Raw genomic sequence first — 12,514 nt, forward strand, 5'->3', positions numbered from 1 at the left:
GTATCTTAGTCCCTTTTTTTTATTTCTGATTATTTTTCTGAAAAGGTTTTGGTTTTCCCGGGCCTTTATTGTTTTTGTTGCTTTGGATTTTTGGTTGTCCGGGTGGCGTGATTTTGTTAGACATACGTTTATTGGTACGCAATAAATCAGTTGTGTTTAAAAGCTCTTCTGTGCTTTGCAACAAGTTGATTTTTCCGCCTGACAATTCGTATAAATGTTCGAAAATCACATCATCTTTTACCGTGTCTTTGTTCCAGCTCAGATATGATTTTTTCATATGGTTGGCAATTACCAATACCAATGCATTTTTCATTTCTCCATCTTCCCACTTATTGGCAACATCAATCATGTATTTGATATTGTTACCATAAAATCTGTATTTAGGGAAATTTTGCGGGTAATGTAAAACATCCGGCTTAAGCTGCAATACATCTCTTGACGGAATTGGATACGGCGATTCTACATTCAATTTAAAATCAGACATGATAAAAAGCTGATCCCATAATTTATGCTGAAAATCCGGTACATCGCGCAAATGCGGATTCAAACTTCCCATTACCTGAATAATGTATTTCGCAGCTTTATTGCGCGTTTCATCATCTTCGATAATAGTTGCCTGATCGATCAGTTTTTGCAAATGACGACCATATTCCGGAATAAGTAAACGCTGTCTTTCAGAATTGTATTCTAAATTAAAAACAACGTCATTCGCGACTTCTTTTTTATACTTTTCAACCATAATTTATAATGAAACTATACCTTCTATAATAGAAACTTCTTTGTATTTGCTAATCACATGGTCAGCACTATGCATCGTAACATCTACAGAAACGCTGGTAAATTTACCTGTTTTAGATTTTGTTGTTTTAATAACGGCGCCCATACTGTCAAAAGCTTTTTCAACCCGATCAACATTATCGTCAACCGAAGGCACTATAAATTTATACAAATATTCTGCAGGCCAAGTATTTGTGTTATCTAACTCAACCTTTAATCTTTCGTAAAATTCGGCGGTGTTTTTTTCTTTATCGTTCTCCATTTGCTCATTAAAATAGAACGCAAATATACGTTTTTGATTTCAGATTTCAGATTTTAGATTTTAGATTTTTTTTATGGACGAAACTCTATTTTTTTTGCCACGAATTTCACGAATTTGCCCTAATTATATTATATCAAATCTATCTGATAATTTTTACTATTTTCTGATTACTTCTAAAGTTAAAATTTGCGAAACCCCTTGAAATTCGTGACAAAACTTTTACTTTTGAGAAAACAATACAGAAAAATTACCCACAAAGCCTCAAAGTTTTTTTTACAATTTCTATTATTGACTTTAGGCCTTCCCGACACGGGATCAAAATATATTATAATGAAAAAATACATTCTTCTTCTTTTAATACCTTTTACATTTAATTCGATAAAAGCACAGGAAATCAAAACGATGACTTATTTTCAAAATGACAGCATCAAACTTGATCTTGATTTGTATTTACCAAAGAAGAAAGCTAACGAAAAAATTCCGTTAATCATTTTTGCTTTTGGTGGAGGATTTTCAGGCGGAGAACGCACTGGCGAGAAAGACTTCGGAATCTTTATGGCTAAAAATGGTTACGCAGTTGCCAGCATTTCGTATACTTTATATATGAAAGGAAAAGATTTTGGATGCAAAGGTTCCTTAACCGAAAAAGTAAAAGCAATACAACTTGGCGTGAGCGATATGTGGCAGGCGACTTCGTTTTTGATTGAAAATGCAAACAAATACAATCTCGACACATCAAAAATATTCATTTCCGGTATTAGTGCCGGTGCCGAAATTGGTTTCCATGCTTCCTTTTGGGATTATAAACTCATGAATTTATATCAAAACAATTTGCCTCAAAACTTTAAATATGCCGGATTTATTGGAGGTTCCGGTGCTATTATGGATATCAATTTAATTAAGAAAGAAAAAGCGATTCCGATGTTATTGGCACACGGAAACAATGACGAAACGGTTCCGTATAATGCAGGTTCGCACCGTTCGTGCCCAACAAATGCTTCGGGCTGGATGATTTTATTTGGTTCTTACGCTGTTTACAATCACATGAATGAACTTCACAAAGACATTGAACTGATTACTTTTTGCGGTGGCGGACATGAATTCTCAGGATATCTTTTTCATCAGGGACAGCAATATGTTCTGGATTTTGTAAATGATGTTTTGAAAGGAAAAAGATTTGAATCGCACGTTATTATTCCTTCTGAAAAGAAAGGTGCGGGTAATGGGAAATATTTCTTTTGTGAGTAATCTTGTATTAGTAAAATGGAAATAACAAAGTCTGATATTCAAAAGTTGATAGAAGTCAAAAAAGAAGACACTATCAAGAATCATTTTCTTTACTCAATTACAAAACAGTATAGATCATTTGGTGAAATTAAAGAGAACACCATTAAAGTGTGGAAAAGAACAAATACCACAGGAATGTCCTATCCGATTTTCACTTTTGAATTTAATTCTGAAAATAAACTTATAAAAACCACTGATAAATTAAATCCAATTGCAAAGTTTTCACAATTATTATTCCCCTTGTTCTTCTTCTTTCCTTTACTATTAAACGCTTTTACTGATTTTGAATTCAAGCGTTTCTTCGCCTGTATAAGTGCTTTTCTCTTTTTAACTTTTGTTTGTTATTTAGTCAGTAATAAAATATCTAAATATGAGAAAAAAGAGCAATTAAATGATTTTTACAAAATAATTGGTGTCAAAACAGAAGATAAACAAGAACGAGAATGGTCCAAATCTAAAATACTAACAAGATTATTTACTTACCCATTTTGTTTTGCATTAATATTAATCAGTATTTTTTCAATTATTCCAGAAAGAGGATTTCTATTAGCAATTCCAATGCTTGGAATTATTGGAATTTATTTATATTGTGACCTAAAGCTTATTTTTGAAGATAAAAAGATCAAAAATAATTCGGCTAAAGCCAAAACCTAATCAAATCGTTTATTCCGTTGGTTGAAACCAACGGCTATTCAAAATTAAAATTCGTCAATATATATCATCTCAACTGGACTAAAGTCCAGCCCTACGATATTTGCCGAGCCTATGGCTCTTTTTCGTTGGAGTTCCAGAGGAACGATTCATTTTGTAGAGCTGGACTTCAGTCCAGTTTTAGCCAAAAACAGGACCTTTATAACCTAAAATTGCGAAATCATTCGCTCAAGGCAAAATAATCTTTTTAAATACAATAAGTTTAGGTAAATTTGCGCTTTATTTTAAGAAAGTGCAAAAACAAATCATAGTTCTCATTGGTGGCCCGGGAACGGGAAAATCTACTCTAATCAACGAATTAGTGGCTCGTGGCTACTGTTGTTATCCTGAAATTTCAAGACAAGTTACACTCGAAGCACAACAACGTGGTATCGACCAATTGTTTCTGGAACAACCTCTTTTATTTAGCGAAATGTTGCTTGAAGGACGCATCAAACAATACGAAGACGCTCTTGAAGAACCTGATAATGTAGTTTTTATAGATCGCGGAATTCCTGATGTTGTAGCCTATATGGATTATATTGGCGATGATTATCCGGAGCATTTTGTAAAAGCCTGCGAGGATTTTAAATACACAAAAACTTTTATTTTACCACCTTGGGAAGAAATTTACGAATGTGACACAGAGCGTTACGAAAATTTCGAACAGGCATTAACCATTCAAAAACACCTTGTTGAAACCTATAAGAAATATGGTTACGACTTAATTGAGGTGCCAAAAGATACGGTTGACAACAGAATTCTTTATATCTTAGATAAAATTTAGGCAGGTGTTTAAAGTTGCAAAACTAGAAACTGATTTCTAAATTTTTTAACTTTAAAACGAGACCAATGCCTGAAGCGCAAAAAATTCTTTTAAAATACTGGAAACACGACAGTTTTAGACCGTTGCAAAAGGAGATTATTGACTCGGTTTTGGATGGTCAGGATACTTTTGCGCTGCTCCCAACCGGCGGCGGAAAATCGATTTGTTTTCAGGTTCCGGCCATGATGAAAGAAGGTATTTGCCTGGTCGTTTCTCCTCTGGTTGCTTTGATGAAAGATCAGGTCGCCAATTTGCAAAAACGAGAAATTAAAGCGATTGCGCTTACAGGCGGAATTCATACGGAAGAAATTATCGATCTTCTCGACAATTGCCAATTTGGAAATTACAAATTCTTATATCTTTCTCCGGAGCGGCTTCAGTCTGACTGGATTTTAGAACGCTTAAAAAATCTTCCTATAAATTTAATTGCCATTGATGAAGCGCATTGTGTTTCGCAATGGGGACATGATTTTCGTCCGGCTTATTTGAAGATTTCAGAACTTAAAAAACATTTTCCGAAGATTCCATTTTTGGCTTTAACAGCAACGGCAACTCCAAGAGTGATTGAAGATATTAAAACAGAATTAGGATTGAAAGATCCGATACTTTTTCAGCAATCTTTTGAAAGAAAAAATATCGCCTACATGGTTTTTGAAGTCGAAGACAAATTGTACCGAACGGAACAAATATTAAAGAAAAACCCGCAGCCCTCTATTATATATGTACGAAATAGAAAATCGTGCCTGAATATGTCGACGCAATTACAATCTTTAGGATTTAAAGCGACGTATTATCACGGTGGCCTTTCGGCAAAAGAAAAAGACAAAAACATGCAATTGTGGATGTCCGAACAAGCGCAGGTAATTGTTGCCACGAATGCGTTTGGAATGGGAATCGACAAAGACAATGTAAAAACGGTTATTCATACTCAGCTTCCTGAAAATATAGAAAATTATTATCAGGAATCCGGAAGAGCGGGACGAAATGGCGAAAAAGCATTTTCGGTTGTTTTAACCAATTCTTCAGACAGCAATCAAACCGAACAGCAATTTTTAAGCATTCTGCCGGATAAAAAATTTCTGAATACGATGTATGTCAAACTTTGCAATTATTTTCAGATTGCTTATGGCGAAGGTTTAGATGATTCTTTTTCGTTTAAACTGAATCATTTTTGTCAGAAGTACGACTTCCCTACCTTAAAAACATACAATGCTTTGCAGTTTTTAAATCAGCAGGGAATTATCACGATGTCTCAGGAATTCTCTGAAAAAATTACAATGCAGTTTTTGATTGAATCGAAAGAAGTAATCAGATACATGAGTCTGAATCCTAATGATGAAGAAATTATTTTGGCAATCCTGAGAACTTATCCCGGAATTTACGAAATGAAAATGCCGTTTAACATTTCGCTCATTGCAAAAAAATCAAATCATACCGAAGCACAAGTTTCTGCTGTTTTAGAAAAACTAAAAGAGAAAGAAATCATCGAATACAAATCTAAAAATAACGACGCTACTATATTATTTAATGAAGTTCGCGAAGATAATCTTACCATAAACAGAGTCGCTAAATATCTCGAAAAACAAAATCAGCTTAAAAAAGACCAGCTTTTATCTGTACTACATTATATTAAGGACAATAAAACCTGCAAAAACAGATTGATTTTGGATTACTTTGGAGAAGAAACCAAAGAAAATTGTGGCGTTTGCTCTTATTGCATTACACAAAAAGGCAAAATTACCGAGGCCGATTCGATTGCAGATAAAATTCTGCACTTATTAAAATCCGCAGCTTTGACTTCGAGAGAAATTGAAACCCAAATAAAACTTGATGCAAATGATGTAATTTTGGCACTTCAGGAATTACTGGAGAACAATTATATTACTATTCAGGCAAACAATAAATACACTTTAAAATTATAATGGAAAAATTGAGAATCATATTTATGGGAACTCCGGAATTTGCCGTAGGCATTCTGGACACCATTATCAAAAAAAATTATGATGTTGTTGGCGTTATTACAGCTGCAGACAAACCGGCGGGACGTGGACAAAAAATAAAATATTCGGCTGTAAAAGAATATGCTTTGGCAAATAATCTTACTTTATTACAACCAACAAATTTAAAAGACGAAAGTTTTCTTGCTGAATTAAAAGCGCTTAATGCTAATTTACAGATTGTAGTTGCTTTTAGAATGTTACCAAAAGTAGTTTGGGAAATGCCAAGCTTAGGAACTTTTAATCTTCATGCTTCATTATTACCCAATTATCGTGGTGCCGCACCTATCAATTGGGCAATTATTAACGGAGAAACAAAAACCGGAGTAACTACATTTTTCATTGATGATAAAATAGATACCGGAGCAATGATCTTAAATTCTGAAATTGCTATCGAACCGGAAGAAAATGCCGGACAATTGCACGACCGATTAATGTTATTAGGAAGCAAAACTGTAATTGACACATTAAAGGTTATTGAAAACGGAAATGTAACAACTACAATTCAGGAAGACGATGCCGAAATTAAAACGGCTTACAAATTAAACAAGGAAAATTGTAAGATCGACTGGACGAAATCCGGAGAAGAAATTAATAATTTAATTCGCGGTTTAAGCCCATATCCTGCTTCGTGGTGTTTCTTAAAAGACAAAGACGAAGAATTAAGCATCAAAATATACGAGGCAAAACTCATTTCAGAAAGCCATTCATACGAAGTTGGAAGCTTGATTAGCAGTAAAAAAGAAATCAAAATTGCGATCAAAGACGGCTTTATTCAACTTTTGAGTTTACAATTACCAGGGAAAAAGAGAATGCAAGTAGCAGAATTATTAAATGGGATAACTTTTTCTGATAACGCAAAGGTCTATTAAGGTCAATAAAACGGGGGTTTTTACCTGATTTTCACCGACAAACAACCAGCGTTATGAACAAAAAAAGCAAGTTATCAACAATTTTTGCTAAAATTAAAGAAAACACTTGCAAGGAACGGATTTCCTACTAAATTTGTGTATTAACAATTTTTTTTAACCAACAATTAATAACTAATTATTATGAACAAATCAGAATTAATCGATGCTATCGCTGCTGATGCAGGAATTACAAAAGCTGCGGCAAAATTAGCTTTAGAGTCATTTTTAGGAAACGTAGGAGCTACTTTGAAAAAAGGTGGTAGAGTTTCATTAGTAGGTTTTGGATCTTGGTCAGTATCTGCTAGAGCTGCTAGAGACGGAAGAAACCCTCAAACTGGAAAAACTATTCAAATCGCTGCTAAAAATGTTGTAAAATTCAAAGCTGGAGCAGAATTAGAAGGTGCAGTGAACTAAGTAAGAAAGTTCTCTAAACTTATAATATAATCAAAACCCTCCTCATGGAGGGTTTTTTTGTGCGGTTTAACGATTTTATTTGGGATTTTAAAAATTTTATGATTAAATTTAATAAAAATTGTAGCCGTATGATTTCAGAAAAATTAAAAAAAGGACACCTGCTTATTGCCGAGCCTTCTATAATTGGAGATTTATCTTTTAATAGATCGGTAATTTTATTAGCAGACCATAACAAAGAAGGATCAATAGGATTCATCATTAATAAACCCTTAAAGTATACTATTAATGATTTGATACCTGAAATTGACGCCAGTTTCAAAATATATAACGGAGGCCCGGTTGAACAGGACAACCTTTATTTTATTCACAATATTCCGGAATTGATACCCAACAGTGTTGAGATTTCTAACGGAATTTATTGGGGAGGTGATTTTGAATCGACTAAAGACTTAATAAACGACGGATCTATTGGTAAAAACAATATTCGCTTTTTCTTAGGTTATACCGGTTGGGACGAAAATCAGCTTGAGAGTGAAATGCAGGGAAACTCCTGGATCATTACTGATAATAGTTATAAAAACAAAATTATCGGAAAATCGACTACCCATTTTTGGAAAGAGCAAATTATTGAGCTCGGAGGCGACTATCTTATTTGGTCGAATGCACCTGAAAATCCGTATCTGAATTAATTTTCAGATATAGATTCATTCAGTTTTTGCACTAATAAATGAGCCAGATTGCTTGTAAACTCCTTTTTTCGATACTTAGTTATCGGTTGTATCCCCGTGATTACATTTGTCAGAAATAATTCGTCAGCTTTTTGAAGATCAAATGGCGAAATTATTTCTTCAACTACTTCTATGTCTGTTATTTTTTTAGCCAAAGCTAATATTTGCTTACGCATGATACCGTTCAAACATCCTTCAGAAACTGGCGGCGTAATCAATTTTTTACCCACAACCATAAATAAATTTCCCTGTAATGCTTCAACAACATTTTTAGTATCATTTACTAAAATGCAGTTAGCCAGACCATTTTCGTGAGCAAAAATGCTTCCGGTAACATTTATCATTTTATTAGTCGTTTTAATCGACGATAATAATTGTTTGGTCACATAGAAGTCTTTATACAGATCTACTTCGTATTCTGCAGTATTTAGAGCATAAAAAGTGCTTTCAAGTGCCGTTGCGTGAATTAAAAATGAAACTTCATTTGTTTTTGGCAAATACAAACCACCATCGTTTCTAAAAACCGTAATTCTTGCTCTTGCTGAACCCGAAATATTTTTTTGATTTACCAGATTTAAAACCTGTTCTTCAAAATATTCCATTGTAAAGTTCATCGGAATTTCCATTCGAACCACACGCATCGAAGCCATTAATCTAAAGTAATGATCTTCGACAAACAAGATTTTATTATTCACTATTTTTAGTGTTTCAAAAACACCATCTCCATACAAAAAAGCACGATTTTGAGTTAATACATTATCGTCTTGTGCTACTATGTTTCCGTTAAAATTGATCATAAAAAAACCCTGAATTTTGTTCAGGGCAAATATAAGGTATAAAATAGAATTTTACTAAACAGATCCTATAAGATGTTTTAGATCTGAGATCTGATTCTCCCACAATTGTTTAGCTTCTCCTACTTCTTCTTTTTCAGCGAAATCGACTACCATTAATGACACATCTTTAGTCAGTTCATCAACTAAGATATGCAACTCAAAAAAGTATTCTGTATCCTTACTGCTTTCGTCAACCCATTTGAATTTTACTTTTTCTCCTGTTTTTTTAGACGCCAAACGTGCTTTTTCCTGCGAGTCATTCCAGATAAAAGTGAAAAATTCGCCTCTTGAGTTTACATTGTCTGCAAACCATTCTGACAAACCTGACGGTGTTGATATATATTGATATAATAATTGCGGCGAAGAATTTATGGGAAACTCGATTTCGTAACGTATTTTTGGATCCATGTGCTACTTTTAATTTTTTCGAAATATAAGAATATATGTCCAAAAACAATGCATTTTTAAAAATATTTTTTTTTCTTCATTTTATTCTTGCAACAATTAATATTATTTCTATCTTTGCACCCGCAATGAGGAACACGGTTCACTTGCAATCTTGGCGAGGTAGCTCAGTTGGTTAGAGCGCAGGATTCATAACCCTGAGGTCACGGGTTCAACTCCCGTCCTCGCTACAAAAAACAAAACCCTAATCATCAATTGATTAGGGTTTTTTTATTGTAGTTTTGTTTAAAAGAACTTCATAAGAACATCTCAAATATCTAAAAAAGAAGAAACAATGGATATAGTTAAATTTAAAATCACATCAAAAACGATAAAAGTAGAAGTACGCAATTCGAATAATTATGTTTTTAATTTTAATACTGCTTTAGAAATTGAAAAAGAAGACAAAGAAGTTTTATTACGACTTTATCACGCCTTAGATCTTCTTTTTAAGAAAGAAACTCCGAGCGAAGTAAAAAACTACATTTCGCCTAACCAAACAAACATCCTGGATCAGATTTCTGCTGTTGACGGTTTAGAAGAAGAGAAATAAATTATCTTTCTGTTACGCAAAGAATAGGTCATGAAATATAAAGTGAGATAAAAGTATTCAAATATTCGAATCCTTTTATCACTTTACAACTTTAATGTTGCTCTATCTCGGTATTTGCGGACGCTCCATCTTGTATTGTCGACCGGATAATGTTTTGATAAATGCAACTAAGGCTTCAATTTCGGTATCAGCAAGGTTTAAGGGCTGTAACAAAACATCTGTTTTTGGAAATAAAGGATCAGCAGCTTTTTCAGCTTCATCAGGATCAATCATATGCATTCCGCTGTTGTAAATATTGATAATACCTGTCATATTATCAAAAAAACCGTTGTGCATCCAAGGTCCTGTGTACATTACATCACGAAGCGAAGGAGTTCTGAATTTACCCACATCTTCTGCTTTTTTGGTAATATTAAAAAGTCCTAAATCTTCAAATTCTCTTTTATAATAGGTTAAACCGATATTATGAAATGATTCATCGGTTAAATATTTTCCTGAATGACAATTGATGCAACGTGCTTTGGTACGAAAAAGATGAAGTCCGTGTATTTCCTGATCAGATAACTGCGTGTAATCGCCATCTACAAAAGCATCGAATCGGCTTCTTTTGCTGAGTATTGTTTTTTGAAAAGTGGCTAACGATTGCAGGATTTTTTCATAAGTAATATCAGCATTTCCGTAAGCATTCTGAAATAAGCCAGCGTAACCTTTTACTTTTTTCAGTTTTTTAGCCAGACTTTTCGAATCCATATTCATTTCATGATGTGCCGTAATTGGGCCTTGCGCCTGTTCTTCTAAAGTACTTGCACGACCATCCCAAAAAAATGATTTTCGGGCATTTATATTATATAATGATGGTGTATTTCTTTTGCCTTGTAAATGGTCATTTCCTAAAGATACTTCTCTCCCATCTCCCCAGGCCAATTCCGGATCATGACAACTGCTGCACGAAACCTGATTCGAACCGGAAAGTTTTGGATCAAAAAAAAGCATCTGACCTAAAATTACTTTCGGATCTTCCATTCTCTCATAATAGCTGGTATCAATATCCAAAGATTCTAATTCCTGCCAGACAACATCCTTATCGATCGTAGGTTTTGGCCACTGTTTGGTTGGTTTACTATAAAGTTCCCGCCAATTTTCGTTTGTTATTTTTTCGCTTATAGAAGCACCAAAACTCAGTAATGAATATACAATGCTGATGGAGAAAACGAAAAAAAAGGTTTTTAATAAAATAGACTTCATTATAAAGCAATAGAGATTTTTTAATATCAATTAAAATGTCAAACCCAGTGACATTTGAAAATAGGTATTGTTTTTATTATTAGAATAATTATAGTAATCGAAACCTGCTTTAGCAAAAAAATTAAGGTTGGCTGCGTATTTGTAATCCCAACGCCATGCCAGATTAACTTTGGTGTAAGCAGAAGACAAATAATCGAAATTGTAATCTAACATTTCGAAAATCTGATTGGTTTCGGTACGATCACTAAGATTCATTTTAGCATCTAAAGCCCAACTATGCTCGAAAGAAGTTGACAGATTGATTAGCGATTTCGAAAAAAGTTTTGATACCGAAAAATCGATTCGGCTAATAGCCTGCTGAACATCGACTTTGCGTAAAGGATCAATGTATTTTGTGGCAGTATTTTTTAAATTAAAACCCGGTGCCACCGACCACGAAAATTCAGGATTGGGAATACTGTACAATCCGGAAAATAATACTGATGTTACCTGATTGGTATATTTAGTATACTCGGATATTTTGACATACGATGTTGTGGTCTGGTTGTCGAATATATTCTCGGTTCCGGCGCGATAACTATAATAAAATTCAACTTTTGTACCCCACGATCTTTCTTCGGATTTTTTTAAATACGAAACCTCACCTTCGTATCTTTTTTCCAGAATACTTGAGGCAATAAGATTTTGAAATTCGGTCATTATTTTTTCGTAATCAAAATGATTGTATCCTACAGATAAGGCAAATCCATTTCGATCTTTAGGAAAAAATTGCACATTTGCGCCATATCCTTTTCCGTCATAAAAAGAACTTAGTTTGTTTCCGGTAAGCCAGTTACTATACATACCAAGACCTGTCATATGATACACAGCCGGAGCGCCTAATTCGCTAAAGAATTTTAAATTATTCGATTGGGTATATTTCTGAAGATTAACCGAAGTTCCTATAGCATAATGATTCCCTATGTTTTGCGAAAGACCAACTGCCACGTTAAGATCTGAAACCGTATTTTTAGGTCTCGGATCTGTATCACGATATTCCATCAAAGCGCGATAATCAGCCACAATCCCGAGTGTCGTTTTTTGAAAGGCTTTAGTATAACCTCCTTTAAAAGAATATTCCTCGAAAGAGAGATTTCCTCCTATAGAATCAGCGGTTACATACGGATATATGATTTGAAAATCTGAGCTTTCATTCCATTGTACATTTTTACGTTGGCCATTTTTATAATGGGCATTTCCCCAAACGGTGTTTTCGGCATCGATCTTATAATAGGATTGTGCGTTGACCAGAAACTGACGAATGCCATTTCCTAGTTGCTGTATATTGGTTTGCTGCGACGAATTATTATAACCGGCACTTAATTGCGATAACGAATAATGTCGCGCATAATGCATATTGGCAGGATTTGTATAAAAGGCATTAGAAAAATTATTTTCAGGAAGCTGATTTTCGCGAATACGCAGCAGCACCGAAGTACTGTCCTGCGCATGCAAAATACCGGAACTAAAAATAAAAAACAGTAAGATGAAACGAAAGCTCATGA

Annotated in this window: 14 protein-coding genes and 1 tRNA gene; 9 read left to right on the forward strand and 6 right to left on the reverse strand. The window is 34.1% G+C overall.

The window, feature by feature from the left end; translation table 11 throughout:
- Positions 1-19 precede the first annotated feature (19 nt).
- Together L0669_RS00765 and L0669_RS00770 are read right to left on the reverse strand one after the other, a co-directional pair.
- Positions 20-739, reverse strand: coding sequence for a DUF4290 domain-containing protein (locus L0669_RS00765; protein WP_173971745.1), 720 nt, complete (start codon positions 737-739; stop codon positions 20-22).
- A 3-nt stretch (positions 740-742) separates the two neighbouring features.
- Complete coding sequence (locus L0669_RS00770) at positions 743-1,039, reverse strand: DUF493 family protein (protein WP_173971744.1); 297 nt, start codon at positions 1,037-1,039, stop codon at positions 743-745.
- Positions 1,040-1,369: 330 nt separating this feature from the next.
- Here L0669_RS00770 and L0669_RS00775 point away from each other — a divergent pair, with 330 nt between their 5' ends.
- From L0669_RS00775 to L0669_RS00805, 7 genes are all read left to right on the forward strand, one after another.
- Entirely contained in the window at positions 1,370-2,287 is a 918-nt protein-coding gene (locus L0669_RS00775; RefSeq protein WP_263760587.1) for a carboxylesterase family protein, read from the forward strand.
- 15 nt (positions 2,288-2,302) lie between these two features.
- Positions 2,303-2,980, forward strand: coding sequence for a hypothetical protein (locus L0669_RS00780; protein WP_263760589.1), 678 nt, complete (start codon positions 2,303-2,305; stop codon positions 2,978-2,980).
- Between the two features lie 289 nt (positions 2,981-3,269).
- Positions 3,270-3,803 carry an AAA family ATPase gene (locus tag L0669_RS00785; RefSeq protein WP_173971741.1) on the forward strand — a complete coding sequence of 178 codons (534 nt, stop codon included), beginning with the start codon at positions 3,270-3,272 and terminating at the stop codon, positions 3,801-3,803.
- Positions 3,804-3,868: 65 nt separating this feature from the next.
- Entirely contained in the window at positions 3,869-5,764 is a 1,896-nt protein-coding gene (locus tag L0669_RS00790; RefSeq protein ID WP_263760591.1) for a RecQ family ATP-dependent DNA helicase, read from the forward strand.
- Positions 5,764-6,711: a methionyl-tRNA formyltransferase gene (gene fmt / locus L0669_RS00795; RefSeq protein WP_263760593.1), complete on the forward strand. Its 948-nt coding sequence runs from the start codon at positions 5,764-5,766 to the stop codon at positions 6,709-6,711. Before L0669_RS00790 ends, fmt begins: the two co-directional genes overlap by 1 nt.
- A 180-nt stretch (positions 6,712-6,891) precedes the next feature.
- Positions 6,892-7,164: an HU family DNA-binding protein gene (locus L0669_RS00800; protein WP_017498096.1), complete on the forward strand. Its 273-nt coding sequence runs from the start codon at positions 6,892-6,894 to the stop codon at positions 7,162-7,164.
- A 128-nt stretch (positions 7,165-7,292) separates the two neighbouring features.
- Entirely contained in the window at positions 7,293-7,853 is a 561-nt protein-coding gene (locus L0669_RS00805) for a YqgE/AlgH family protein (RefSeq protein WP_173971738.1), read from the forward strand.
- On the opposite strand, the gene L0669_RS00810 is transcribed toward L0669_RS00805, so the two are convergent.
- Positions 7,850-8,689, reverse strand: a complete 840-nt coding sequence (locus L0669_RS00810; RefSeq protein WP_263760595.1) for an aminotransferase class IV — start codon at positions 8,687-8,689, stop codon at positions 7,850-7,852. The genes L0669_RS00805 and L0669_RS00810 overlap by 4 nt on opposite strands.
- Positions 8,690-8,743: 54 nt before the next feature.
- Positions 8,744-9,136, reverse strand: coding sequence for an START-like domain-containing protein (locus L0669_RS00815; RefSeq protein ID WP_026984135.1), 393 nt, complete (start codon positions 9,134-9,136; stop codon positions 8,744-8,746).
- A gap of 153 nt (positions 9,137-9,289) precedes the next feature.
- Between L0669_RS00815 and L0669_RS00820 the strand changes: the two genes are divergently transcribed.
- Positions 9,290-9,363 (forward strand) — tRNA-Met (locus tag L0669_RS00820).
- Between the two features lie 104 nt (positions 9,364-9,467).
- Entirely contained in the window at positions 9,468-9,725 is a 258-nt protein-coding gene (locus L0669_RS00825) for a hypothetical protein (RefSeq protein WP_173971736.1), read from the forward strand.
- Between the two features lie 102 nt (positions 9,726-9,827).
- Here the strand turns inward: L0669_RS00825 and L0669_RS00830 are convergent, their stop codons facing one another.
- Together L0669_RS00830 and L0669_RS00835 are read right to left on the reverse strand one after the other, a co-directional pair.
- Positions 9,828-10,970 carry a cytochrome-c peroxidase gene (locus tag L0669_RS00830; protein WP_263760597.1) on the reverse strand — a complete coding sequence of 381 codons (1,143 nt, stop codon included), beginning with the start codon at positions 10,968-10,970 and terminating at the stop codon, positions 9,828-9,830.
- A gap of 30 nt (positions 10,971-11,000) precedes the next feature.
- Positions 11,001-12,512, reverse strand: coding sequence for a DUF6850 family outer membrane beta-barrel protein (locus L0669_RS00835; protein WP_263760599.1), 1,512 nt, complete (start codon positions 12,510-12,512; stop codon positions 11,001-11,003).
- Positions 12,513-12,514 lie beyond the last annotated feature (2 nt).

The organism is Flavobacterium bizetiae, assembly GCF_024271895.1.
In the GTDB taxonomy this organism is placed as follows: Bacteria; Bacteroidota; Bacteroidia; order Flavobacteriales; family Flavobacteriaceae; genus Flavobacterium; species Flavobacterium bizetiae.

Coding starts and splice junctions, on each gene's coding strand:
- L0669_RS00805 (WP_173971738.1), top strand. CDS start 7,293: ATGATTTCAGAAAAATTAAAAAAAGGACACCTGCTTATTGCCGAGCCT.
- L0669_RS00790 (WP_263760591.1), top strand. CDS start 3,869: ATGCCTGAAGCGCAAAAAATTCTTTTAAAATACTGGAAACACGACAGT.
- L0669_RS00775 (WP_263760587.1), top strand. CDS start 1,370: ATGAAAAAATACATTCTTCTTCTTTTAATACCTTTTACATTTAATTCG.
- L0669_RS00825 (WP_173971736.1), top strand. CDS start 9,468: ATGGATATAGTTAAATTTAAAATCACATCAAAAACGATAAAAGTAGAA.
- fmt (WP_263760593.1), top strand. CDS start 5,764: ATGGAAAAATTGAGAATCATATTTATGGGAACTCCGGAATTTGCCGTA.
- L0669_RS00810 (WP_263760595.1), bottom strand. CDS start 8,689: ATGATCAATTTTAACGGAAACATAGTAGCACAAGACGATAATGTATTA.
- L0669_RS00815 (WP_026984135.1), bottom strand. CDS start 9,136: ATGGATCCAAAAATACGTTACGAAATCGAGTTTCCCATAAATTCTTCG.
- L0669_RS00835 (WP_263760599.1), bottom strand. CDS start 12,512: ATGAGCTTTCGTTTCATCTTACTGTTTTTTATTTTTAGTTCCGGTATT.
- L0669_RS00800 (WP_017498096.1), top strand. CDS start 6,892: ATGAACAAATCAGAATTAATCGATGCTATCGCTGCTGATGCAGGAATT.
- L0669_RS00770 (WP_173971744.1), bottom strand. CDS start 1,039: ATGGAGAACGATAAAGAAAAAAACACCGCCGAATTTTACGAAAGATTA.
- L0669_RS00780 (WP_263760589.1), top strand. CDS start 2,303: ATGGAAATAACAAAGTCTGATATTCAAAAGTTGATAGAAGTCAAAAAA.
- L0669_RS00830 (WP_263760597.1), bottom strand. CDS start 10,970: ATGAAGTCTATTTTATTAAAAACCTTTTTTTTCGTTTTCTCCATCAGC.
- L0669_RS00765 (WP_173971745.1), bottom strand. CDS start 739: ATGGTTGAAAAGTATAAAAAAGAAGTCGCGAATGACGTTGTTTTTAAT.